General features: G+C 54.3%; 32 protein-coding genes. 12 read left to right on the top strand and 20 right to left on the bottom strand.

The window, feature by feature from the left end; all coding sequences use genetic code 11:
• The first annotated feature begins 42 nt into the window (after nucleotides 1–42).
• From ACQKP2_RS01945 to ACQKP2_RS01925, 5 genes are all read left to right on the top strand, one after another.
• Nucleotides 43–417: a hypothetical protein gene (locus ACQKP2_RS01945; protein WP_427573934.1), complete on the top strand. Its 375-nt coding sequence runs from the start codon at nucleotides 43–45 to the stop codon at nucleotides 415–417.
• Complete coding sequence (locus tag ACQKP2_RS01940; RefSeq protein WP_427573932.1) at nucleotides 414–1043, top strand: hypothetical protein; 630 nt, start codon at nucleotides 414–416, stop codon at nucleotides 1041–1043. Before ACQKP2_RS01945 ends, ACQKP2_RS01940 begins: the two co-directional genes overlap by 4 nt.
• 343 nt (nucleotides 1044–1386) lie before the next feature.
• Entirely contained in the window at nucleotides 1387–2658 is a 1272-nt protein-coding gene (locus ACQKP2_RS01935; protein ID WP_427573931.1) for an HNH endonuclease, read from the top strand.
• 334 nt (nucleotides 2659–2992) lie between these two features.
• On the top strand, nucleotides 2993–3367 hold the full coding sequence (locus tag ACQKP2_RS01930) for a hypothetical protein (RefSeq protein ID WP_427573929.1): 375 nt from the start codon (nucleotides 2993–2995) through the stop codon (nucleotides 3365–3367).
• A gap of 12 nt (nucleotides 3368–3379) precedes the next feature.
• Nucleotides 3380–3886, top strand: coding sequence for an NADAR family protein (locus ACQKP2_RS01925; protein WP_427573928.1), 507 nt, complete (start codon nucleotides 3380–3382; stop codon nucleotides 3884–3886).
• 37 nt (nucleotides 3887–3923) lie between these two features.
• Here ACQKP2_RS01925 and ACQKP2_RS01920 read toward each other — a convergent pair whose 3' ends face one another.
• A complete protein-coding gene (locus tag ACQKP2_RS01920; protein WP_427573926.1) occupies nucleotides 3924–4313 on the bottom strand; it encodes a hypothetical protein in 390 nt (129 codons plus the stop codon).
• A gap of 45 nt (nucleotides 4314–4358) precedes the next feature.
• Nucleotides 4359–4712, bottom strand: coding sequence for a hypothetical protein (locus ACQKP2_RS01915; RefSeq protein ID WP_427573925.1), 354 nt, complete (start codon nucleotides 4710–4712; stop codon nucleotides 4359–4361).
• 195 nt (nucleotides 4713–4907) lie between these two features.
• Between ACQKP2_RS01915 and ACQKP2_RS01910 the strand changes: the two genes are divergently transcribed.
• The 4 genes from ACQKP2_RS01910 to ACQKP2_RS01895 all read left to right on the top strand — a co-directional run bounded on the left by ACQKP2_RS01910 (nucleotide 4908) and on the right by ACQKP2_RS01895 (nucleotide 8506).
• A complete protein-coding gene (locus ACQKP2_RS01910; protein ID WP_427573924.1) occupies nucleotides 4908–5267 on the top strand; it encodes a hypothetical protein in 360 nt (119 codons plus the stop codon).
• Between the two features lie 190 nt (nucleotides 5268–5457).
• The gene (locus tag ACQKP2_RS01905) at nucleotides 5458–6237 is read left to right on the top strand and encodes a hypothetical protein (protein ID WP_427573923.1); all 780 of its coding nucleotides are present in this window, start codon (nucleotides 5458–5460) and stop codon (nucleotides 6235–6237) included.
• 267 nt (nucleotides 6238–6504) lie between these two features.
• On the top strand, nucleotides 6505–7806 hold the full coding sequence (locus ACQKP2_RS01900; RefSeq protein WP_427573922.1) for a hypothetical protein: 1302 nt from the start codon (nucleotides 6505–6507) through the stop codon (nucleotides 7804–7806).
• A gap of 55 nt (nucleotides 7807–7861) precedes the next feature.
• Complete coding sequence (locus tag ACQKP2_RS01895) at nucleotides 7862–8506, top strand: SOS response-associated peptidase (protein WP_427573920.1); 645 nt, start codon at nucleotides 7862–7864, stop codon at nucleotides 8504–8506.
• 59 nt (nucleotides 8507–8565) lie between these two features.
• Here ACQKP2_RS01895 and ACQKP2_RS01890 read toward each other — a convergent pair whose 3' ends face one another.
• The 14 genes from ACQKP2_RS01890 to ACQKP2_RS01825 form a co-directional block, all read right to left on the bottom strand.
• Nucleotides 8566–8919 (bottom strand): hypothetical protein, encoded by a 354-nt coding sequence (locus ACQKP2_RS01890; RefSeq protein WP_427573919.1) that lies wholly within the window; start codon nucleotides 8917–8919, stop codon nucleotides 8566–8568.
• A gap of 55 nt (nucleotides 8920–8974) precedes the next feature.
• Complete coding sequence (locus ACQKP2_RS01885; RefSeq protein ID WP_427573917.1) at nucleotides 8975–9376, bottom strand: hypothetical protein; 402 nt, start codon at nucleotides 9374–9376, stop codon at nucleotides 8975–8977.
• Nucleotides 9377–9428: 52 nt separating this feature from the next.
• Nucleotides 9429–9635, bottom strand: coding sequence for a hypothetical protein (locus ACQKP2_RS01880; RefSeq protein ID WP_427573916.1), 207 nt, complete (start codon nucleotides 9633–9635; stop codon nucleotides 9429–9431).
• A gap of 332 nt (nucleotides 9636–9967) precedes the next feature.
• Nucleotides 9968–10270: a hypothetical protein gene (locus ACQKP2_RS01875; protein ID WP_427573915.1), complete on the bottom strand. Its 303-nt coding sequence runs from the start codon at nucleotides 10268–10270 to the stop codon at nucleotides 9968–9970.
• Nucleotides 10271–10275: 5 nt separating this feature from the next.
• A complete protein-coding gene (locus tag ACQKP2_RS01870; protein WP_427573914.1) occupies nucleotides 10276–10644 on the bottom strand; it encodes a hypothetical protein in 369 nt (122 codons plus the stop codon).
• Between the two features lie 9 nt (nucleotides 10645–10653).
• On the bottom strand, nucleotides 10654–10875 hold the full coding sequence (locus ACQKP2_RS01865) for a hypothetical protein (protein ID WP_427573913.1): 222 nt from the start codon (nucleotides 10873–10875) through the stop codon (nucleotides 10654–10656).
• Nucleotides 10876–11141: 266 nt separating this feature from the next.
• Nucleotides 11142–11444, bottom strand: coding sequence for a hypothetical protein (locus tag ACQKP2_RS01860; RefSeq protein WP_427573912.1), 303 nt, complete (start codon nucleotides 11442–11444; stop codon nucleotides 11142–11144).
• A gap of 83 nt (nucleotides 11445–11527) precedes the next feature.
• Nucleotides 11528–11803: a hypothetical protein gene (locus tag ACQKP2_RS01855; protein ID WP_427573911.1), complete on the bottom strand. Its 276-nt coding sequence runs from the start codon at nucleotides 11801–11803 to the stop codon at nucleotides 11528–11530.
• A 25-nt stretch (nucleotides 11804–11828) separates the two neighbouring features.
• Nucleotides 11829–12323 (bottom strand): hypothetical protein, encoded by a 495-nt coding sequence (locus ACQKP2_RS01850; protein ID WP_427573910.1) that lies wholly within the window; start codon nucleotides 12321–12323, stop codon nucleotides 11829–11831.
• A 185-nt stretch (nucleotides 12324–12508) separates the two neighbouring features.
• Nucleotides 12509–12949, bottom strand: a complete 441-nt coding sequence (locus tag ACQKP2_RS01845; RefSeq protein ID WP_427573909.1) for a hypothetical protein — start codon at nucleotides 12947–12949, stop codon at nucleotides 12509–12511.
• 394 nt (nucleotides 12950–13343) lie between these two features.
• On the bottom strand, nucleotides 13344–13871 hold the full coding sequence (locus ACQKP2_RS01840) for a hypothetical protein (RefSeq protein WP_427573907.1): 528 nt from the start codon (nucleotides 13869–13871) through the stop codon (nucleotides 13344–13346).
• A 206-nt stretch (nucleotides 13872–14077) separates the two neighbouring features.
• Nucleotides 14078–14272 (bottom strand): hypothetical protein, encoded by a 195-nt coding sequence (locus tag ACQKP2_RS01835; protein WP_427573906.1) that lies wholly within the window; start codon nucleotides 14270–14272, stop codon nucleotides 14078–14080.
• Nucleotides 14262–14690 (bottom strand): hypothetical protein, encoded by a 429-nt coding sequence (locus ACQKP2_RS01830; protein ID WP_427573905.1) that lies wholly within the window; start codon nucleotides 14688–14690, stop codon nucleotides 14262–14264. Before ACQKP2_RS01830 ends, ACQKP2_RS01835 begins: the two co-directional genes overlap by 11 nt.
• Before the next feature lie 203 nt (nucleotides 14691–14893).
• Nucleotides 14894–15502 carry a hypothetical protein gene (locus tag ACQKP2_RS01825; RefSeq protein WP_427573904.1) on the bottom strand — a complete coding sequence of 203 codons (609 nt, stop codon included), beginning with the start codon at nucleotides 15500–15502 and terminating at the stop codon, nucleotides 14894–14896.
• Nucleotides 15503–15975: 473 nt separating this feature from the next.
• Here ACQKP2_RS01825 and ACQKP2_RS01820 point away from each other — a divergent pair, with 473 nt between their 5' ends.
• The 3 genes from ACQKP2_RS01820 to ACQKP2_RS01810 are packed head-to-tail and all read left to right on the top strand — an operon-like array spanning nucleotide 15976 to nucleotide 17639.
• Complete coding sequence (locus tag ACQKP2_RS01820) at nucleotides 15976–16299, top strand: hypothetical protein (protein WP_427573903.1); 324 nt, start codon at nucleotides 15976–15978, stop codon at nucleotides 16297–16299.
• A gap of 34 nt (nucleotides 16300–16333) precedes the next feature.
• The gene (locus ACQKP2_RS01815; protein WP_427573901.1) at nucleotides 16334–16984 is read left to right on the top strand and encodes a hypothetical protein; all 651 of its coding nucleotides are present in this window, start codon (nucleotides 16334–16336) and stop codon (nucleotides 16982–16984) included.
• Entirely contained in the window at nucleotides 16977–17639 is a 663-nt protein-coding gene (locus ACQKP2_RS01810) for an RES family NAD+ phosphorylase (protein WP_427573899.1), read from the top strand. The genes ACQKP2_RS01815 and ACQKP2_RS01810 overlap by 8 nt, the downstream gene beginning before the upstream one ends.
• A gap of 14 nt (nucleotides 17640–17653) precedes the next feature.
• Here ACQKP2_RS01810 and ACQKP2_RS01805 read toward each other — a convergent pair whose 3' ends face one another.
• The 4 genes from ACQKP2_RS01805 to ACQKP2_RS01790 all read right to left on the bottom strand — a co-directional run bounded on the left by ACQKP2_RS01805 (nucleotide 17654) and on the right by ACQKP2_RS01790 (nucleotide 20049).
• The gene (locus ACQKP2_RS01805) at nucleotides 17654–18019 is read right to left on the bottom strand and encodes a hypothetical protein (protein WP_427573897.1); all 366 of its coding nucleotides are present in this window, start codon (nucleotides 18017–18019) and stop codon (nucleotides 17654–17656) included.
• A 34-nt stretch (nucleotides 18020–18053) separates the two neighbouring features.
• Nucleotides 18054–18815 carry an ATP-grasp domain-containing protein gene (locus ACQKP2_RS01800; RefSeq protein ID WP_427573895.1) on the bottom strand — a complete coding sequence of 254 codons (762 nt, stop codon included), beginning with the start codon at nucleotides 18813–18815 and terminating at the stop codon, nucleotides 18054–18056.
• A gap of 68 nt (nucleotides 18816–18883) precedes the next feature.
• A complete protein-coding gene (locus ACQKP2_RS01795) occupies nucleotides 18884–19576 on the bottom strand; it encodes a hypothetical protein (protein ID WP_427573893.1) in 693 nt (230 codons plus the stop codon).
• Between the two features lie 14 nt (nucleotides 19577–19590).
• Nucleotides 19591–20049 carry a hypothetical protein gene (locus ACQKP2_RS01790; RefSeq protein WP_427573892.1) on the bottom strand — a complete coding sequence of 153 codons (459 nt, stop codon included), beginning with the start codon at nucleotides 20047–20049 and terminating at the stop codon, nucleotides 19591–19593.
• Between the last annotated feature and the right edge of the window lie 42 nt (nucleotides 20050–20091).

Raw genomic sequence — 20091 nt, 5'->3', positions numbered from 1 at the left:
CGTTCGATGCCATGAAACTGGACTCATCAAAAGGAGCCTCTCATGACCCAGACCGCACCAGCACCAGCACCAGCACCAGCACCAGCACCAACGATCATTCCCTGTGACGCAAAAACAAACCTCAGCAAGCTTGGGGTCAAGCCCGGATGGTTCGTCCGCTTCGCTTGCTGCTCGATCTGGTTCGAGATCACCTACGTGGCTAATCGGTGGGTGCAGTGCGTTTCCCGCGACCCACACAAAAAAACTGATATTGCGTTTGTCGGCGATCACTACAGCGCCATCAACGACCTCTGCGACGGTAACCCAGGCCCGTATAAGAGTTGGATCGACAAGGACCGCCGGAAATCGTTTTTCGACAAGTTCCACCCTGAGCGCGAGAACATAGTGCGAGCGGAGCCAGTTGGAGCATCACAATGACTACTACTCCCAACACCCCGATGCCAATTCAAACCCTGAGGCAAGCCAGCATGTCGCTATACGATGATCTGGAGAAAACCCTTCGCTCCACCGGCTACGTCACCGGTGGCCAAGCAAATGAGTTGGCGCGTGCTGTAGAGGTGCTCATCAACGTCCGGGAAAAGGCACTTCATGACGGTGTGGCTGCGCTGCAAGCTCGGTTGGAAACCGTTCAGGCTTTGCTAAACACTGCGCAGGAAGGAACCGACGCCATGAACTCGGATGAATACCGAACCCGGGCCGTGGAGACAATGGACGCCCTGTCAGACGCCGGTCTGTTTGAGCCGATCGACGTGAATGCCATCGTTTCCCAAAGCAAGACTCCACTCGGCCGTGTGCGGCTCGTGATCGACAACACCGGCGGTACCGTCCACTCAACACTCTCCAATTATCCGGTAGACATCGTCATCGTGCGCCGTGACCAAGAAGAGGTCGACGACTCCGACAACGGCTACATGGATCTCAATAGCGTGCCGGTTGCACTCTTTGAGGCAACAGCAGATGGCTATGGCGATAACGAAGAGGTAGAGCACTTCTTCTTCGAAATCACGAGCGGAAAGGCCGTGAAGGCCCGCGAAGGCCGTTAGGGCGCACCGCTTAGGTACTACTTCCACCGGGGCGATAAGTACCGCCTCAGCTCGATCTCATCTGCCGAAAGCCGTTTTGTTTGCACCAGGTAGCGCGCTCACCCTCGCGCAGCTCCAACACGTTTTCGTAGGGCTCATCGACAATTAGGTAGCGCTTTGTTTCAGGGTCCTGACAAAGAGTCGAGTGGTCATTCCCAGGGGGCGTGATTGCCTCATGAACGTGTTCCCTTGCCAATGAAATGTCTGATTCGCTTTCTATCGGTTCCTAACCCTCCACCAATCACAGATACTGGCCGTAGGTCCCCATCCAGCGGGGGCGATTTCCTTGAGTGACGGAACACCCATGAGCACACCGGCCAGAAAGCCCAAGGCCAAGCCTAGTCAGAAGCCATTCAAGCCCACGCTGCAAGTACCGCGGTTGATTGGTTACCGTTCCTGGGTGAAACACGTTTACGACTTTACGCGGTACGTCCAAGACGACCCAGATGAGCAGGACCAGTTTGCCTATGCGGAGTGGGTCAGCTCTGGAAGCAGCCTAACTGGTGATCTCCCTTACCTGCTGCACCTTGTCACGCTAGAGACAGGCTGGAATCGTGGGTTGCAACTTGGTGCTGTCGAAGAAGCTCCCCGGCACCTGTACGTCCACGATGTTGAGGATCTTCTGGAGTTCACGACCGATGACATTCGTGCGGCATGGGCGCTTCGCCCCCAGTGTTGCGGATCGATGGAAGCCGCAGCCGAGCTTTATGCTCTATATCGAGTTCTCAATGGCGACGACGAATTCTATGCCGGCCCCACCACCTATCTGGGCCATCCTGACGTTGTCGCCATATTTGCTGAGCCGGAGAGCGAAGAACAGGCAGTTCAGATTGACGCTTCACTTTCCAGCACAGTTCACGATGCTGGGCCCATGGTTGAATTCGAATCTGGAGCAGTTACAGGGCTGAGCCTTGCCGATGTTTGCGATTTAACCACGGAGGGGTTGAAGGCGGCATGGGCCAACAGACCCGAGAGCTTTGCTTCGCTGGAGGCCGCAGCAGAGACGCTGGCCATCCTTCGATCCCTGAACGCAGAAGATCCTGAGCGGCCCAGCTTCCACCGCATGATGCAACACCAGCTTGTGCAGGAACTGGAAGATGCACTACCACTTGAACTTCAGGCCGCTAAGCCATCCCCGACAATAGAGCTTGCACTCCTACGCGCCGATCGCCGGACAGTGCGCAACCAGGTGTCGGTCATTCGCCCTGGCCAGGGAAACTTCAGAGCCAAAATGCTGGAGCGGTACGGTGGAGAGTGCTGCATTACTGGATGCCGGGTCGACGCCCTAATTGAGGCTGCGCACATCATTCCCTATCGCGGGGACCAGTCGGATGATCCAACTAACGGCCTCCTGTTGCGTGTCGACCTACACCGACTCTTCGACGCACACCTGGTGTCGATTGACCCCACCACACTCACTGTCGCAGTGGCCGCCGCGTTGGACGACGACGGGTATCAGTCCTTCCACGGAAAACGTCTGTTCGCATTCAGCCCAAAACCTCGGATTTTATTCCTTGAGACCCACTTCTCGACATTCAAGTCTCAGACCAAACCTGGGGTGCTGCGGACAAAGTAAGGAAGTGAACAGGTCATTATCCCGGGCCTAATGTTCGGATCGCAAGCGGGCGAAGACTTTGGATGGGCTCGGCCTGGGTTGCTTTGGGAATTACGTGAAAGACGCCGGGGCCAAGACAGTGCGTAAGTCAAAGGCGCTGCAACTGAGTGAGGGTTCTGGCACGCGATCGATGCCATGAAACTGGGGGCATCAAAAGGTGTGGTACTACCTAACCAGATTCTGACGGTTGACTATTAAGCTCGCGGGGCAAAGCGCATCGACGTTGCCTCCGGGCTTTCAATTGACAACACGCTGTCAGGCGATATCTGAGTAACGAGGAAAACAGGAGTAGGTCATGGACATTCAATCTCTGAAGCTAAACCTGAACAATGTAATGCCGATTCTGGATGTGAATCTCGGTGCCGCATATCGGGAGTATATGTCCGGAGATCTTCCCGCAGGCGCGTACCACTATGTCCGATCAAGGCATGAGGCGGCTCTTGCAGTGCTGTCCAGAGACGACCTGGAGCCCGAAGCCGCTTATAGGTCTTGTGCCTTGCTGGCAATTGATTTGCGCGGTGGACTGAAAGAATCAGCACCAAACACTTCAAGTCCTGAGGCTCAGGTGGAAGCGTGGTGGCAGTGCTACCGGGAGGCTGGTTTCACCGAAGTAAACCAGTTCTTTGATGCACCCATGCTGCCTTTGCCAGTTAATAGTGCCGAAAGTTAAGGGAATTGACCGATGTTTACCAAAGGGAACATGACAGTTTTCTTCTCCGAGAAGGATCAGTTTTCAAACTGGTTCATTTCGGAATTTGTGGTCAAAGGTGTGCGTTTCAACTGCGTTGAGCAATTCATGATGTATTGCAAAGCGAAGCTCTTCGGAGACGAATTGACGGCAGACAAAATCATGCGCGCTGCGCATCCCCGTGATCAAAAGGCGCTAGGCCGTAGCGTGGCTGGGTACAATGATGCCGCTTGGTGTGAGCGAAGAGGTCGAATCGTTGCACACGGTTGCTATGCAAAGTTTTCTCAAAGCCCTGTTCTACGTGATGCCCTTTTAGCCACAGGTACAACGGTGTTGGTCGAGGCAAGTCCCTATGATCGCATTTGGGGAGTTGGTCTAGGGGAACATGACCCGCGAGTCCTTGATCCTCGTCAATGGAAAGGTAAGAACCTGCTTGGCGTTGCGCTGACGGAAGCGCGGGAAAAACTGGTCGCTGACTTATCAGCAAAGACTACCGACTAAATCGAGGCGCAGCCGAAGCACACTCATCCGCGCCAGGTCACGACAAAGTGAATATCCGGTTTTCGGTTCCACGCACCAGTGTGAGAGGAAACCCAAACCGTTCGCTACCCGGAATGACTACCCAACCGAAGAAATGAAGCGTGGTTAAGCGCTTCATGTCCTCCTCACCGATGTGCAGATCTGGAAGCACCCTGTGAAGGTTTTCAGCTGCCTCGGCGTGGTTTTTAAAACGGCAAAGCGAGACGTACGACGGCGGTGCGGTTTCGTTGTTTGGCTTTGTCACAAGCCAAACTATGGCGTTCAGGGTCAGTATCGGTGCAAGCAAGCCGCCAATCGCGCCCATCAACCCGAACCTCGACATTCCTTCAATAAACCCAACAACCGACAGGGTGACCACTGTGATCGCATAAATAGCTATGAACGGCATTTAGAACCCTTGTATTTCTATTTTGGTGTGCCCGCGCACAAAGCCTTAACCAGCAACAACGGGGAACGATTTGGTTTCGGTACCGCGCACCAATGACAGTTGATGTCCCTCACTGCCCGGCGCGATGTCCCAACCGAAGAAATGAAGCATCACCAAACGCTTCATCTCTTCATCGCCGATCTGCAGTCCTGGGTGAGCCAAAGACAGTGCAGCCGCCGCGTCAGAGTAGTTCTTGTAGCGCCAGACACGTTTGGCAGTAGGTTTAGCAAAGCCATACAGTGCTACCCAACGGAGCCAGAGGAACAACCCGGCAATAATGAGGCCGATGCCGACTTGTAATGCCACTTGTTGAAGGAGTCCCAATTCAGTACCTATAGGTTCAAGGAAGACATCGGCCAATGTACCGAAGCTGGATGGAGTCGCCAGTCAAAACCAAGGCTGGAAATTCACGCCTCGAACCTGACAGGTAACCGAGGTGAAGTAGCCGGCAAAAGGAGCGGCCATTCAGAGGAGAGTGGGTGAGAGGAAGACCATCCGTTAAACTTAAGAACTGATCGAAAACCTTCTGAAACCAGGGCGACAGGGAATCATATTGTGACTTTGAACCAAACATTCGAAACGCCTAAACATCTGGTCGACGTTCTCGAAAAACGGCCATGCAATAAAGCTGAATTCCTCACATTCGTGGCCAACTGGACGGTGTACGGCGATTTCCTGTTGAGCCAGGCTAAGACCCGCAAAGATCTGCCACATCACCCACTCAACACCGAAGACGGCCAATCCAAATTTGTTGCCGAGGTGACGCGCATCCAGGAAACGTACAATCAGGTTTCAGCAGATGTGCGTGCACAAAAATTCAACCTCTCAGGCGCTGAGATGCGTCGGATTGGTGACCATTTCAGCCAGACAGCTCTGACAATGGAGCAGGCCTTCGCAATCTTCCAAATGCCATAGGGGCACCCGCCGCCTTCCGCCATCTAAACCTGGTCATCGACCTAGCATGGCTTGCGGTCGAAATGGTGGACCAGTTCCGAGTAGATCCTGGGGAGATTGTCCATGTGGACATCTGTAATTTAGTAGCGCCGCCAGGGTATGACACAGCGCACACACCCTAGCAACGGCTCACCCGATATGGAGACACCCATTGAATAGCAGAACTGAATCGCCCGGCGGGCAGCCCACAGCGACACCGGCGGATATTGTGCTGAACGCGGACGAGCAGGCCGTGGTGGTTCGGGAAGTCAAATCAATGGCCTCAACGCTGGGTATCCTGGTACACCTGACCGCCAACGGTAGTGAAATCTCCCACGAGACCGCCGCAAGTGCTTTACGCAGTGTGGAGTACACGATTCAAAAGGTGGGAAAAATCCTGAATGTGGAAACACAGACTGCCGCCGACATCGAAGAACGCCATGCAAAGTTGCGCACCGCGAACCAGCGCGTGCGTGAACTGGAAGCACAACTCGGCCAGGCCCAAACACCGGCAACGATATTGATGGCATTGCGCTGCCTCAAGGAGAAGCTGACTCGGTGGTGGGAGTTGGAGGGATTTGGTCACGTAAGTGAGGTTATCTTTGAAGCGTACGGCTGCCGGGTAAAGCTATCCTGTCATCTGTTCGGTGACTTCCCACTCGTTGATTCCCCAACACCACTAACCGACAGGGAACGCAAAGTCCTGTGGTACGAGAGCCTGCGCGATCGAGGGTACGAGCTTGAAACCTCCAGCGGAGATACTGCTATCGTCGACAATGACGCAAGCCGCAAGGCTCTGGCAGCTCTGATCGCCAGTCGCTTCCCTTCCGGGACTATTATTGGCATCAGCAACATTGGCCGCCGTGGCTCGAGCACACTCACCATGCGTGATATCGAACTAATGATCACCAACCTCGAGGACATCGCTGCCCTTCCGGCAAGTACCCAGTAACTTCGATCATCGTCTAGGGCATGCTGGATGATGGTAAATTCGGGCATCGGGGACGAAGATCTCTCGCCACATCGGATTTCAACGACTTGAAGGTAGTGACCGCGTTTGCCGAAGCCATGCGAGAGCAGAACCACCGTGCACACTGCACTCGGCCGAATGCTCTGCTGCATAGAGGTGGCGTCTTTTTACAACCTACACATTCCATCTCCCGCGCTTGGAAGTGGCCTGGCGGCCCAGGACAAGCGGCACTTCAGGAAGAAGCCATCGATGCGCATGTTTGACGATATCTCCCCACGCTGGAGCCAGGACGCTAAGCGTTCGACCAAGCCACTGACCATACTGTCGCCGTATATCACCGGTGACGTCGCCCTCGGCCTGGTCAAGGGCAAGGTCGGCGCGCGGATCTACACGCTCTTTGACGCAGAGGTATTCGCCGCCGGCGGATCTTCGCTGAAAGACATCAAAGGTTTAATGAACGCGCACCAGGTGTATCGACTAGACGGACTGCACGCAAAACTGGTGACCGATAACGCCAGCTTTGTCACCGTCGGTAGCCAGAACCTCACCAGAGGCGGCCAGTTGAACAATGAACTCAGCGTTTACCTCAAGGATGAGCCGGCGCGCCTGCAGGCCATGGCCGTGGTTGAGCCCTGGCTAGAGAAGGCCTCGCTGATCACACCAGCAATGGTCGCTGACATGGAAAAGGACATCGAGCGGCTCCGGGCGATGTACCGCAAGTTCAAGGAAGAATGTGACAAGCACCAGGAGAAGGTTGATGCCGCGGCAAAGCAGCTTGCGCGCCGGGAGCGCCAGGCGGCTCAAGCGAAGACCCGTGCTGCGATCGGGGCCAAACTGAATAAGGCCCTCTCAACGGGTACGACGAAGACCGGTCAGGTGACGCGAAAGGACGTGGAGTCCACACCATTTCTCAAGATCGACAACAACGCGAGTCTATTGAGGTGGGAGCGCAAGCGTGGCAACGATATCGTCCTACGCAAAGGGATGAGGTATTTGTGCTTCCAGGACTCAAACGCCTTCGGATGGGCCCGGGTGGCGGAGAAGCAAATCACACGGATCGGATTGTCAATCCTGTACGAAGCGGGCGCGCTCAAAGAATTCCCAGAGCTCACGATGATACTGTCGGCGCGCCCACAAGACCTGACGGGCAAACCGGACGGTACAAACCTGGTGGTCAAGCTTTTGGACGGGAAGAAAATGGTCTGCACAGTACCGGTGTCATTCCTGCTTGATGAAGTCACGGCTTTCCCCGCGCGCCGACCAGGTTACCCACAACTTCCAAGACGCTTTGGCACTCCTGCCACGCCGCCGCCAGCCAGCCCTACGTTGTCCAAAGCTGTGGCGGCCTGGATTGCCGCCAACAAAGCAAAGTTCGAGTTGCTCGTGTGCAAACACGTCACGGAGAGCTTCGAGTATGCCGACGGGGACAAACTGGCCGGCGTGAACGCTGCTAGTTTCTTCGGGAAGATAGGTAGTCGAGTCGACGTAACCGTCACCAAGCTGGGCAACCATCCAATCCTGCATGTAGCACCACAGGAACGCCGCGGGTAACAGGACGCACCTGCAGCGGTCTATCATAGGGACAGACCGCTGAGAGAGCTCTGAAATGTGCAGCCACTACGAAGCCCCAACGACAGATCGCCTCTTGCTAGGCTACGGCGTAACCCCTGATCAGCCGTTCAAAAATGACCTGTGGCCAACGTACAGTGGTCCGTTCATTCGTGCCCGACCTGAGGAATCCGTTGACGAGGGTGATCACAAGTTCGAGGCCCTGATCGGACAGTTTGGTCTGCTCCCCTTCTGGGCGAAGGACAAAAACCTGGGCCGTCGAACTTATAACGTGCGCGCAGAAACTGCCGATAGTAAGCCCTCGTTTCGCTCAGCCTGGAAAAAAGCTCAACATTGCGTGATACCAGCGGCCGCGATTTATGAGCCAGACTGGCGAAGCGGCAAGTCGGTACCGACCAGGATCACACGCACTGACGATGGCGTCATGTCGATCGCGGGGTTATGGGAGCAATGGAAGAGCCCAGAGGGCGAGATAGTACATAGCTACTCGATGTTGACGATCAACGCCGCAGAACACGACCTGATGAAGAACTACCACAAACCCCAGGATGAGAAGCGCATGGTGGTAATTCTCAGCAATGGACTCATCGAGGACTGGTTGAATGCCACTACTGATGAGAGCCATGAATTCTTGCGGATGTATCCTGCTGACCGTCTGAAGGCGGAAGCCCAATCAAGCTGATCAGCTTGGCTGGAGGTGCTGCATTCAGCCCGTGATTGGTCCCAGGCGAGTGCTTCCGCTTACTCAAATGCGCTTCGCTCATTGGCCAGTTGTTCGTAGTTCTCAATCTTGTAGGTTGTGGGCCATGCGAGTGATCCACTCAGGATGGTGCTACAGCGCATGAAGGTGCCGTTGTCTTTCTCGAAGAAATCCCAACCACCGCGCCTGTGGCAAAGTTCTGTTAACCCGCTAATTCCGTTATCACCTTCTGAGGCGACGGTAACCTTGTGGCTCAACAGATCTGGATAATGCTTCCCGTTGACCATGTACAAGTGATCGATTAGAAGTGCGCCGTAGTACGCCATAAAACAAGCGAACGCTGCGACGATGATGGTTTGAAACGTGGATAGAGTTACTACTTGTTGATCTTGCATTTTTGGATTCCTATGGCGGGCGGCTGAACTGCGGCCTGGCCCTTGCTCGAGCTGATCAGCTTGACCGGAGGGTGACTTTCATCAACGTGCCGGCCGGGATCGGTTGCAACATCTCGCCGAGATTGATGGTGCCATTTACGGTTTCAATGATGCCATCGCCACACTGTTTGCGCTGTAGGGTCAGTGTCCAATTTTGCAACGGTCCATCACCAACGGTGTCCATAACATGTTGGCCCAGACGCGCCAGGAACCCGTCCGCATTGGGTTGCTCCTCGCTTGACAGCGTGCCCACATACCTGCAGCCATTGACGCCGACCAGTGACACCCCGAGACGGAGATCCGGATAGATCTCATGGGCTGGCATGACAACTTCCTCGGCAGCGAATGCAGCGGTTGTAAAACTCGCCAATGCCAACGCAATCAGTAGAACGTGTGAGCGGCGAAATGTTTTGTGCATGTGGTCATTCCTTAGATTGAGATTTGATTGGCCCAGCGCCAGCGCGGGGAAGTTATTTCGACGGCAAACGATCGAAGGCCTTCAGCCGTTCCTCACGCGCCCTCTTTTCCGCCATGTATTCAGGTGTCTGAGCAATCCCCAGCTCATCGATGCCATAACGTTGCTCATCGCTGAGAAAGACCGGAAGGACGTAGCGCAGAAAGAGAGCAACCAACCCTATACTGATAAGCGCGCCCAAGAAATTGAGCAGCAAGATCATTCCTATTTCTTCCATAGTCTCTGCAGTCCCTTTCAGTGCCTTGACTGCGCCGTCGACGGGCCAGAGACCAAGTGAAAGTTTCGCCCGATCGCCTGCTCAGAAACGTTACGCCGGAATTTCGAAGGCGTATTGGCGCTGAGCTCAGGCTGAGCATCTACCCTGGTCATCCAGTAACCGCGACCTGACTCCCAGGAATCGCAGTAATACTGATGCCCGTCCCAGGCATGGAACGTGCGGCCAATGGTGCGGTGGGCCGGGTGAGTCTCCGGCGTTTTGATTACGGTCTGAATCACGATGTTCAATCCTCAATCCGGGTATTACGCCTTCAGCGCTTATGCAGACGGGGCAACGCTGGTGACTACAAGCCCCAACTCAGTTGCATAGGCCAGTGCCGCACTTTTGGATTCGACACAATCAATCCAGTACGCTGGATCTTGAACAACGGCGATCGCAAATGGGGGGACTTCTGACACTTCATCTTGAAGGTAGATGTAAACCTCCACGCCCTGGCGAAGGTAATCTGCCATTGACGCCCGACTTTCAGGGAAGACCCGCATGACGTGATCCTTTTGGGACTGGCTGAGGCCATCCAGGTTGGGTTCCCGCGACGCGTACAGCTTGTGGTTCTTCTTCATTGTTCCTACCTTGCCGAGATGGCAGCTGCGATGTCACGGCGGCTTACAGTGCCATCTTGATTGATCCGATATGACTCGTTAAGCGGGGATAACACCTCGTCCGTCAGTTCGCCTGCCCTGCACATCACGCCCCCGAACAAAAAATCCCAATCCAGCGTGCTTGAATCAACCAAATCGTCCTGTTCAAGCACATCCAAGATAGGTGCTACACCAAGCACTTCGGCTGCAGCCATCTGATGCGTCCCCTCCAAAGCAATATAGAAGTCTACGCAATCGACAACACGAATCCTTGGCGCGCCCAAGCCACGCATTTTATGAATAACTTCGGTCAGCTTGTCCTGGTCCACACAATGGATGGTGAAGAGGCTATTCATGAGGAAATCCTATGATTCTTGGTTATGCATGTCAGTGGTCTCTTCCCACTCGACCACATCCCAGCTGTAGTCGATTTCTGAGCCATCATCAGCTGTTCGCCAGGTGCAGTCATCCTCATCAACATGGATCAGACGGTGATCTTTGATGCTCCCGCTGAAAACGTGCTTGAGCCGGCATAGCACCTCCTCACCCGGATTGGGGATTCGATCCTTCGACTTAATCCATGCCATGGCGGATTCCCCTAACTCTTGGTAACAGAGGTGTCGCGTGTCAGAAAGTCCATCAGGAACTCAACCCACAGGCCTGAGTTGTCGTCGCCAAGCTCAAGTGGGAAGTGATCGGGATTGGCGGAGTGCTGGGCACGGTAGTCCGCGCCAAACGCTTCGATATCTTTCCGTACCTCAGCGAGGAACTAATCTAGATGCTGCGCCATTGGTATTTTCCTCGGAATTTCATTTTGCCGGCCCATTGTGGTTTGGTGCCAAGGCAAGGTTGTTCAACTGGCTGGCTGGCCCGGGCGAAAAACGCATTTATTTTCGTCGAAGTGTGCGATGACCTTCCCGTCCTCATCGAAGTACTTCACCTTCCACGTTGGGTGAAAGCTGCGGGCTGTCTTCCCGTATTTCAGCTGGTTTGCCATTTGCACGTTCAAGTTGGCACTGGCATTCAAGCCAACGATTGTGCCCATCTTGCCGTCCACCTCGACCTGCATGCCCAGGCGAGCGAACTCAATTCCACGGGTGCGGTTCATATCGTCGACAAACTGTTGGGCAATGACTTGTTGTTTTGGAGAGGCCATTTTCTATTCCTAAAAGCGGCACTTCAGGATTGATCTGTTTTTAGCCCGGCTACTGGGGCCTAGCTGGGCGCAGTCGCACAGATCTAGCGCCGCAGGGTGCGATCAATGGCGTAGCAAAGCTCTTCGCCAACAACCACCAAATCAGCGGCCCCAGATTCTACGTGCAGAACTGGGATGCAACCATCCGCACCCTGAGGGCCCACGGTGAAGGTCATGCCATCCACCCTCACGGTTTCAACGCCCTGAGCGTCGCAGCCTAGGTACTCACCATAACGCCCGTTACCTTTCATGCTAATGATGGTTTCAACCGCTTCACCAATGCTGGTGGTAGGGAATTCTTCCTGAACACTTGTGGTCATTTTCGCATTCCATGAATTTTGAATTTTAGTTCGAGACGGAGGCCACAGAGCCTTCATCGGTGCTATCTACGCGCTCCCACTCAGAGAAGTACCCGTGATCGACCAGACGTTCGACGCGGACCTGGCCGGGGGTATCAACCCACTCGGCAGAGCGCAGCCATTCGACGAACTCTTCAGGGGACTGCCCAGATCGCATCTGGAAGGTTGCCAGTGAGCCTTGAAGCTCTATTTGAGACCATTCGTTCCCCTCATCGTCATATCCACCACCCCAGCTTACCTGGTCCCAATCACGGAGCATTTTTGCGACGTGGTCGCCATAAAAGCGGCGCACATTGGTCTCGCGCCAGCCGGCGTCGAGCAGATAAGCGCGATCGACATTGTCCGTGAGGCTATAAAAATCGGGACCATTCACGCTCGCTTCACTGACGAAGTACCAATAGAGCGAACCTACAACTGGATGGGTGGCCGTTACGACCACACCAGTACGGGTTCGCACGTCGGAAGTGTTGTAGTTGCTCATCTGATGCGTCCTCAGTGAATTGCTTTAGTGACGTCATCATCGAGCAGGTCGAAGCGTGCCAGAACCCGTCACTCACACTTTTTTGCTTCTAAATCACCATCCGGTCCGGACCCCACGAGTGTCCGGTTACCCACACTTCTCACCTCAGCATTCAGGTCGGAGCTTTGGAACTGAAGCCTTGGTATTCAGATTTGGGGTTCCAACCAAATGACACTCGATTCAAGTTCAAAGAACGGAACCACACGCTCCGATGCCCGGGCGACCTCAATGTGGGTCACAGGATGCAAAACCGTATCCTTAGCCATGACCCTTTGGAATTCTTCGCTGGAAAGCTTGTGTCGATGATTCTCTTCATCAACGAACTCGCCGCAGGCGCGGAAGATCGCGTATTCGGATTGAGTCAAAATCGCAAGAGCGGCAACTGCGTCTGGGGTTAGCGCGGCCGCATCGAGCAAATTCAGAATGTCCGCCATGCGCCAGGTTGTTTCTGGCGTTTCTTTCGTTTCAATGGCGTCAATGATTTTCAAAGCCATAGCGGCGGCCGGCACATTCTTCCAATGCTCACTGATCGCGGATTTCAACTCGGCAATGCTACGAGCTTTGACCATACCGCCTTTTCCGTTCATGCGTGTTTTCCTCTGTTTTCGATATGGGCCAAACGGCTCGCGGGTAACTGGAAACGCATGCCTACGATCGATCCTTTCCAGGTGTGCCATAAGCACTGCTTAGAGAAATTTCTGCTCAAGGAAAGACCTGATAGTTACGACGCTGCCACCGGTCCAGCCCCGTACCGAGGCTAGAGGTGATGCAGATCTGGCTACCCGTCGTAGCCCGTGAGTGTGAATACGTTCTCCCACTTCTTATCGCAGTCATCGCAGGACGAGGCCTGGCCGATAGAGTCACCGTGAAAGGTCAGGTTAGTGCCTGAGAACGTAACGTTTGGGCTCTCACACCATGGGCAGACGTAACCCTTGGGATGATTGACGAATTGGTGGTCTGTCATCGGTTTTAACGCCATGTTCACTCCCCCTCTTCTTCAGTCTCGACGGTCAAGCCGAGGGTCACGATTTCAGCTGCAGCGGTCGCCAGGCCGTCGCCCGCAACGATCAACGCTTCACCTAACCTAAGGCCCTCGGGAGTTGCTTCGCCGTAACCGTGTGAGCAAACAAAATCTTGCAGCAGGTCGACATCGATCGCCGGCTTCGGGATCGAAGAGTTAGCGGCTGCGGCATCACCCTGGGCCTGGACTGCATCAATCTTGCGCATCAGCTCGGCGTATTCTTTCGGTGATGTCAGAGTCGGGTTTTTGACCCATTCCGCAAGGGTGGTAAACGGGCCAAAACGCTCCAAGCACGAAGCATGGCCGTAGATGCCACCTGTGAGCTCGCCGGTGTACGCTTCGCCGTTGTCGCGCTTGTAAACCCGTTTTGTATGAGCAACGAATGCCTCAGACATCGGCTTGCCGCACTCTTCGCATGGCCCCAACTGATCCCCGCCACGGTTCGCAGGCCGGATGGTTTTGATTACGTTGCCGGTGAATGTACCCATGATTGTTCTCCAGTGATAAAGGACTGTGGCCATCATCAGGTGACGCAAGGAGTGCCAGAAGCGGGCGACATGACTATTTCTGTGACGTTGATTAACGGCCGGCAGCCGAGGCAGGGCCTGTAGTGGTCGTTAAGTACCGAGGATCAGGAATGGTGGAATGACAAAGCCCCGGACAATGCCGGGGCTTGGGAGGGTGGAATGGCCGATTACTTCAGATCATATTGATCAACGTAGCTCCCCGGCCCCAATTCGTGTTCTTTGCCATTGCCATTCGATTCAGTGACAACGAATGTCTGGTCGAGTCCGTGGGTGTCGCCCTCCAGTCTCACCCCGATTGACACGTTATGCCGTACCAGCAACTCGCGAAGCTCCTGACGGAAGACATCAACATCAAATGCCATTATCCAATCCTTCTTTTACGGTGGTGTTGGCTTGAGCCAGGGCAGCAGCCTCAACCTTCGCGGTGACGTCCTGTTGGTCAGTTAGCGGATTCCCGCAGCGGCGAATGGAGCGTGGACCGGTACGGATCTCAGATTTGCAGCTGGTCGGCTTGCTCTTCTGTTTGACCTTGACGATGCCGCAAGCGCTGCAGGTACCCAGCCAATACTTCAGGGTGCTGCCCGGGTTGTTGATAGCCGTTTCAACCAATTCACTGGCATGCACCAAATCAGATGCATAACCCTCACTCACCAGCCACTCACAAGTGGTGGTAACGGCTGAACTCTTCACCGCAGCCTTGATGGTTTTGATCAGCGACTTCGACATGGCGCGCGGATCAACGATGCGCCCTTGAGGAACCTCTATTGCTTTGGTGGTCATAGCGTAACCCTACGTTTTCGGAAGTGACTCCATCTTCACGGTGGTCAACGCGTGCCAGAAGCCGCCTTTGAAAGATTTTTTGAGCCGGGCCGGGCCGGGCCTGCCAATATCCCTAGTGCCATTCCCCTAATGACGGCTTCTTCAGATCGGAACTTGCACGCCTGGGACAAGCGAAGTCCCGTGATCGGGCCGCCATCACTAGTTCAGGAGAGCCGGGCGATTTCGTCATCAAGCGCGGTGGTGTTCCATTTGAGCTGGAACTCCTTGCAGGCTTTAAGGTACTCAGCTGCGCGCGTATTGCTATCGAGTATCTCCTTGTCCACCACTGACCACATTGGATCGTGATCGCAGCAACGACGGTGCTGCACGACGAAAACATCAGGCAGTTCATGAGAGCGGAATTGCCCTTCACGAATTGATTCCCTGCATACCGAACAAATCATAGGCCCGTGCTTTTGCTGCTTAGCGTCCACGTATTCGTAACGACGACTCAACTGAATGAAAATCAGCGCGAGCCACGGCATATGACTTGTCAGCGACGTTTCCGTGTCCTCCTGTTCGTAGTGCTCAACGGTATCGAGCCAGTCGTAAAACCCCTCAAAGCTGTTGAACGTCGAAAGAAATGAGGCCCCTCCGAGATCAGCGATCGTGTCCAGGACGTAGGCATGCAACTTTGCAAACTCATCCTGGGAAATGTCAGGGATTTCAACGAAATCTATCTGCGGGACAATTTCGCCCCGTGTGGTCGGCTTCATGAACGCCAGCGACTCTGAAAGTTCTGTGAGGCTGATGCAATCTTCAATTTTGAACATCGTTGGCGTCCTGTGTAGAGGTGCAGTTAAAGTCCGGTGGGCTCAGTAAAGTGAGGCAATCATCCGGCTGTTTGCGCCGTGCCAGTACCCCCTCTCAGAAATTTCTGTGATGTACCCGCCCGCTTCTGCGCTCCTCTCAGGAACACCGCCACGCTCACCGGCTTGGCCGTTCAGTCCTTCACTTGGGAACTCATTGCAGCGTGTATTTCGAACTCCAGATGCGGATATAAAGCGGGGCTATGCTGGCCATCGGAAACCGGCAGCAGGAAAACAATTTGTAGGCCTGCTGCTGGCACTGCCAGAGCAACTACAGAATCCTCACATCCCAGCGCCAGCTCCAAGGAGAACGATGTGAGCAGACCTACGAAATTTCAGAACAGAACGGGCGGAACGTGGAGCAGCGTTTCCGTCACCAATGATACTGGCGACGTTATCGGAACCATCCGCGAGTCCCAACGCCGGAACAAAACAAAATGACCCAACAACAGGCACAGAAAAACCCTTTGCATGACGTCCCACCTGGTACCTATTACGGATCGGGCCCGGTGTGTGGTATTCACAAATACTTCGGGCCCGGCGGCGCTGAGGTTACGTTCACGCGCAAGTACGCCCTTGGAGGTGATTATCCGGGCACCCCAATTCCGCTGACACTGCAGGGCATCGAGCTGGAACAAATTCTGCGCACCTGTGGCGAGCGGATCAATATTGCCCCCCGGCGGCCGGGCGCGCTAACTCCACAATCACCGCCAGACGGTCGTTGCGACATCCAGCCTTCGGGGATAGATTGGTTAGCATAGGAATGCTATTGCACAGATAACCTAGGAGATGGGTATGGCGTTCAGTTCAGACACAGTAGAACTCGATCGTGAATCGCCTGATGTTAAGATCAAAGCCTCAGAAGACAAGGTGATCATTACTGTTGAGGTGAAGTCACAGCTGATCGCCGACGCCTATGTAGCCTCGTTAGATTTGTTCACCAGAGTGTTCCTTGCTCAAGCGGAACCCATCCCTGCCGAGACTATTTCTTCGATTGTATCTCTGATGGTGCCAAAAAAACCTGTGTCCTCGACATTGCTGCGCGAGGCCCGAATGCTCGCCCAGGCCAAAACTGAAATACTTCAGAGCCAGGATTGGGTGACCTCGAATGAAATCGCATGGCTCGCAAATTTCAGCAGCAGCAACCCAAGCTCCCAGCCCAACAAATGGAAGAAGGCAAGAAGGATTTTCGCCTTAAACCATGAAAGCATTGACTACTTCCCGCTCTACGGACTCGACCCAGCCCATGGATTTCGCCCTTACTCTGCCCTAGAGAGTGTGATCTGTGTTTTGGACGCGATAAAGGACGGATGGGGCATGGCCTTCTGGTTTGCGTCGCCAAACACCTTCCTTGGTGGGAAGCTGCCAAAGGACGCACTCCCTGATAATCCTTCAGGTGTGCTGTCTGCTGCTAAGGAAGAGGTGGCTGGGCTTGCTCATGGATGACAAGCCTCCGAATCTGCCGCCCACGCCCGGCGAACCGATGCACCTACGCTTCTACACACTTGGAAACGGATTGGTACTGCTACACAGGTTTCATTTGAAGAAATACCAGGACAGACAGTTCAATGACACATCCCTGGGTAATGCCCGATTCAGCCCCATTCGTAATTCGTCGGGAGACATCATCCCCACAATCTATGCTGGCAGCAGCTTTGAATGCGCAGCAATGGAAACCGTCTTCCGGGACGTTGCCTATGGCCCACCCCCAAAGTACTTCCAGAAATCAAAACTTAAAGACTTCATGTTTTCCACGCTACTGACGTGGGGTGAGGATTTACGTTTGGTTGATTTATCCTCAAAAGCATTGCGCGCCCTCAACATCAGCCGCAACGAACTGATAGACACCGATGGGGATATGTACCCGGTTACTCGGAAATGGGCTGAGGCGATCCATGCATATGCCCCAGACGCGCAGGGCCTGCGTTGGACTTCCCGCCAGGATGATACTGCCCAGTGCTTTGTTTTGTTTGGGGACAGAATTCGACCAGAGATCTTTGCTCTCAATCGGCACAACACCGTCAGCGTCCTCGATGATGAGGCGACATACAACAAGCTGCTGGACTTAGCCGAAATGATTGGCGCGCGTATCGTTCCCTGACTACTGGCTTTTTCTTAAGTCGTCGCGGTGTACCAGCCCTGGTAATAGCGCATGGGCTCAATTCCAATGCTGGCTGGCTCGTTAAGCCTGGCGGAAATACGTTTCACCGCGGTGAAGACGATATCGATCGCATCGTGGTGCGCCTTGAGCATGCCCTCGGCCGTCGTTGGATGCTCGGTTTCGAAAATCATCCAGTGCGTCCCGACTACATTCCCCCTGATGATCAACCTGCAGACTGAACCTTGCGAACTCGCATCAACTTCAATTTGCAGATACGCCGCGAAGGTCTCTCGACCGAATATTTTCCGTCTGGAGTGAATGGCTACGTGCTCTCTGATCAGAGCGTTGATGAATCGCGCTTTGGTCAATCGATCATGCATACGGTCATTCCTTCGTTTCATCGGTCGCCGCTGTCTAAGGACCGGAGGGAAATGTTGAGCATTCCATTTGTACTAACTGATCCCATCGGGTTTTCAGCATCTTCAGGTAAAGCTCTCCTGGAACGTTGTCGTAGGCGTCTATCGCAAAGGCATCATTGACTTCGATTAACGCCGTTTCACCAGTAGAGATTAGGCCGAAATCAATTGCATAGCTCACCGGTGCGCCAGGATTAAGGGACATTGCACGTACTGCCGAGGAAACCGTATCCCAATCTGGGATGCAAGCACGATCCCCTTCGTAAAAGCCCAGGAAAGCCACTGAGCCATCGACAACGTACGCCCGCCACTCACTTGCCCAACTGACGACATCACTACACCACACCGGTTCACTTGGTGGGGCACCGGCCGCGCGATGGTCATTGAAGTAATCGAGAACATAACCACTGAAGAGCTTGGGCCGCTTTGAAGGCTTAACAAAGACTCGGGTACCGGCCTTTGCAACCGATAACGCATCTCTTAGCCGGGCCTGCCAGACCCTACGGTGTAGGTAGCTCTCCAGTACCGCCGGGTAAGAATCAATCACGGGCATGGTGATATCGCGCTGGCGCAATGCAGCTTTAATGAAGCCCATGCCGCCCACAACAAGATCAGCATGACGGGTATCCACCCTCCCCCGGTAAATCTGAGACAGGGCCGCGATTTGAAAGGTCGTACCTGCCGCTGCCAAAGCTTCGATGACAAGCTTCTCCTCTGCGCCCAAGCGGTACCCAGATTTGTGTTCCAGGATGACGGTCATGCTTTCCTCTGACGCTCACTGGGGGTGTGCACCAACACTCGTGCGGTGCTGTGGCATCCAAACAGCGGCTAACTAATACTGCCCTGATGGGCTTGAAGACGAATCCGCCACCGCCGAAGCCAAAGTCGCATCGTCCAGGTACCGAGATACCCGCGTAGCCGATTCAGTAACTCTTCACGGTGGGCATCGTGGTACCGGCCACCACAGAGCGAGATAGAATCAGGTAATTTCGCGATCGCGCGCTCTGCGCCATCCCCGCAGAACTCAGCAATCCGGCGTTGGCTGTTGATGGGGGCATCCGTGAAATCGCTGACCTGTAACGGTCGGCCCACGCGGTTTTCAAGACAAGGGAGACAGAGCATCCCATGTCCGTTGGGATGAGCGCGGTTCCATAGGTCGTTGTGCACCATGTAATAGTCGCCACCGAGCGTGTCCTGGGGACAGTCCTGGCAAGCGAATCGCGCCATATCACTGAAAAGTTGCAGGGCCTCAAGGCACAAGCGAATAGCTACCTGATCATTGGAGATCAATGACAAAGATTGCTCCCCGCCACGCAATTCACCGTTCCATGCCCCCGAAGGGCAGCGCCCACCCAAAGGTGGCTGCGCGCCCTCACCGGCTCCACACTTGAATTGAAAGACCAGTCCCGTCGCATGCGTCATTATCCGACCTACAACATCAACACTCCAGGCGAAGTGCCAGTTGTATTCGCCATAGTCGTATGCGCTTTTAGGCTGCGAAACCCTTTTCTTGACGGTCATGATCACGAAATCGGTTATTGCTGTTCATCGACCAACGGGATTCTGATTGCGCTCTGCACCACAAAGAATGCATGAGTGCCGACATCAACGTTTTTGAGGCCCGTTGTCCCGGTGCTATCGACAAGTGTCCCGGGTACAACTGTTTCGATCAGAGTTTCACCGTCGCGGCGCATACAGGCAATGGCTGCTGTTCCTTCCTCCGGATCGATACGGCCTGTGGAATTTTTTACAACGCCAAAGTTGATGCCGCATGTCTCTTGAAGCATGTTCACTGCACGATCGGTCACGGCGGTGAAGTTGCCATTTTCCTTGCTCAAGGAACCCCAGTTTTTGATGTGGCCACTGGGCCTGTCGCCCGAGCTGCTCAAGACAAACGGAATCGCTGTTAAGCTGGGGACAATGATGACGTCATTTTCTGCTAATGCCGGGGATGCCAGGGCCAACAAAACCAACGCTGCTACTGCCTTATTCATTGCTACTCCAATGGGGATTGAGGGATCAGAAAATTGTCATGA

Source organism: Pseudomonas sp. NPDC089569, from assembly GCF_050280625.1.
GTDB lineage: Bacteria > Pseudomonadota > Gammaproteobacteria > Pseudomonadales > Pseudomonadaceae > Aquipseudomonas.
This window is presented reverse-complemented; position numbering and strand designations above follow the sequence as displayed.

What these genes read in the sequence shown, in the direction of transcription:
- ACQKP2_RS01890 (WP_427573919.1), bottom strand. Translation starts at nt 8,919, where the DNA reads ATGCAAGATCAACAAGTAGTAACTCTATCCACGTTTCAAACCATCATC.
- ACQKP2_RS01940 (WP_427573932.1), top strand. Translation starts at nt 414, where the DNA reads ATGACTACTACTCCCAACACCCCGATGCCAATTCAAACCCTGAGGCAA.
- ACQKP2_RS01865 (WP_427573913.1), bottom strand. Translation starts at nt 10,875, where the DNA reads ATGGCATGGATTAAGTCGAAGGATCGAATCCCCAATCCGGGTGAGGAG.
- ACQKP2_RS01945 (WP_427573934.1), top strand. Translation starts at nt 43, where the DNA reads ATGACCCAGACCGCACCAGCACCAGCACCAGCACCAGCACCAGCACCA.
- ACQKP2_RS01930 (WP_427573929.1), top strand. Translation starts at nt 2,993, where the DNA reads ATGGACATTCAATCTCTGAAGCTAAACCTGAACAATGTAATGCCGATT.
- ACQKP2_RS01830 (WP_427573905.1), bottom strand. Translation starts at nt 14,690, where the DNA reads ATGACCACCAAAGCAATAGAGGTTCCTCAAGGGCGCATCGTTGATCCG.
- ACQKP2_RS01935 (WP_427573931.1), top strand. Translation starts at nt 1,387, where the DNA reads ATGAGCACACCGGCCAGAAAGCCCAAGGCCAAGCCTAGTCAGAAGCCA.
- ACQKP2_RS01880 (WP_427573916.1), bottom strand. Translation starts at nt 9,635, where the DNA reads ATGATCTTGCTGCTCAATTTCTTGGGCGCGCTTATCAGTATAGGGTTG.
- ACQKP2_RS01875 (WP_427573915.1), bottom strand. Translation starts at nt 10,270, where the DNA reads ATGAAGAAGAACCACAAGCTGTACGCGTCGCGGGAACCCAACCTGGAT.
- ACQKP2_RS01790 (WP_427573892.1), bottom strand. Translation starts at nt 20,049, where the DNA reads ATGAATAAGGCAGTAGCAGCGTTGGTTTTGTTGGCCCTGGCATCCCCG.
- ACQKP2_RS01885 (WP_427573917.1), bottom strand. Translation starts at nt 9,376, where the DNA reads ATGCACAAAACATTTCGCCGCTCACACGTTCTACTGATTGCGTTGGCA.
- ACQKP2_RS01835 (WP_427573906.1), bottom strand. Translation starts at nt 14,272, where the DNA reads ATGGCATTTGATGTTGATGTCTTCCGTCAGGAGCTTCGCGAGTTGCTG.
- ACQKP2_RS01920 (WP_427573926.1), bottom strand. Translation starts at nt 4,313, where the DNA reads ATGCCGTTCATAGCTATTTATGCGATCACAGTGGTCACCCTGTCGGTT.
- ACQKP2_RS01805 (WP_427573897.1), bottom strand. Translation starts at nt 18,019, where the DNA reads ATGCATGATCGATTGACCAAAGCGCGATTCATCAACGCTCTGATCAGA.
- ACQKP2_RS01850 (WP_427573910.1), bottom strand. Translation starts at nt 12,323, where the DNA reads ATGAGCAACTACAACACTTCCGACGTGCGAACCCGTACTGGTGTGGTC.
- ACQKP2_RS01820 (WP_427573903.1), top strand. Translation starts at nt 15,976, where the DNA reads ATGACCCAACAACAGGCACAGAAAAACCCTTTGCATGACGTCCCACCT.
- ACQKP2_RS01815 (WP_427573901.1), top strand. Translation starts at nt 16,334, where the DNA reads ATGGCGTTCAGTTCAGACACAGTAGAACTCGATCGTGAATCGCCTGAT.
- ACQKP2_RS01810 (WP_427573899.1), top strand. Translation starts at nt 16,977, where the DNA reads ATGGATGACAAGCCTCCGAATCTGCCGCCCACGCCCGGCGAACCGATG.
- ACQKP2_RS01895 (WP_427573920.1), top strand. Translation starts at nt 7,862, where the DNA reads ATGTGCAGCCACTACGAAGCCCCAACGACAGATCGCCTCTTGCTAGGC.
- ACQKP2_RS01925 (WP_427573928.1), top strand. Translation starts at nt 3,380, where the DNA reads ATGTTTACCAAAGGGAACATGACAGTTTTCTTCTCCGAGAAGGATCAG.
- ACQKP2_RS01900 (WP_427573922.1), top strand. Translation starts at nt 6,505, where the DNA reads ATGCGCATGTTTGACGATATCTCCCCACGCTGGAGCCAGGACGCTAAG.
- ACQKP2_RS01845 (WP_427573909.1), bottom strand. Translation starts at nt 12,949, where the DNA reads ATGAACGGAAAAGGCGGTATGGTCAAAGCTCGTAGCATTGCCGAGTTG.
- ACQKP2_RS01855 (WP_427573911.1), bottom strand. Translation starts at nt 11,803, where the DNA reads ATGACCACAAGTGTTCAGGAAGAATTCCCTACCACCAGCATTGGTGAA.
- ACQKP2_RS01870 (WP_427573914.1), bottom strand. Translation starts at nt 10,644, where the DNA reads ATGAATAGCCTCTTCACCATCCATTGTGTGGACCAGGACAAGCTGACC.
- ACQKP2_RS01840 (WP_427573907.1), bottom strand. Translation starts at nt 13,871, where the DNA reads ATGGGTACATTCACCGGCAACGTAATCAAAACCATCCGGCCTGCGAAC.
- ACQKP2_RS01800 (WP_427573895.1), bottom strand. Translation starts at nt 18,815, where the DNA reads ATGACCGTCATCCTGGAACACAAATCTGGGTACCGCTTGGGCGCAGAG.
- ACQKP2_RS01860 (WP_427573912.1), bottom strand. Translation starts at nt 11,444, where the DNA reads ATGGCCTCTCCAAAACAACAAGTCATTGCCCAACAGTTTGTCGACGAT.
- ACQKP2_RS01795 (WP_427573893.1), bottom strand. Translation starts at nt 19,576, where the DNA reads ATGACCGTCAAGAAAAGGGTTTCGCAGCCTAAAAGCGCATACGACTAT.
- ACQKP2_RS01825 (WP_427573904.1), bottom strand. Translation starts at nt 15,502, where the DNA reads ATGTTCAAAATTGAAGATTGCATCAGCCTCACAGAACTTTCAGAGTCG.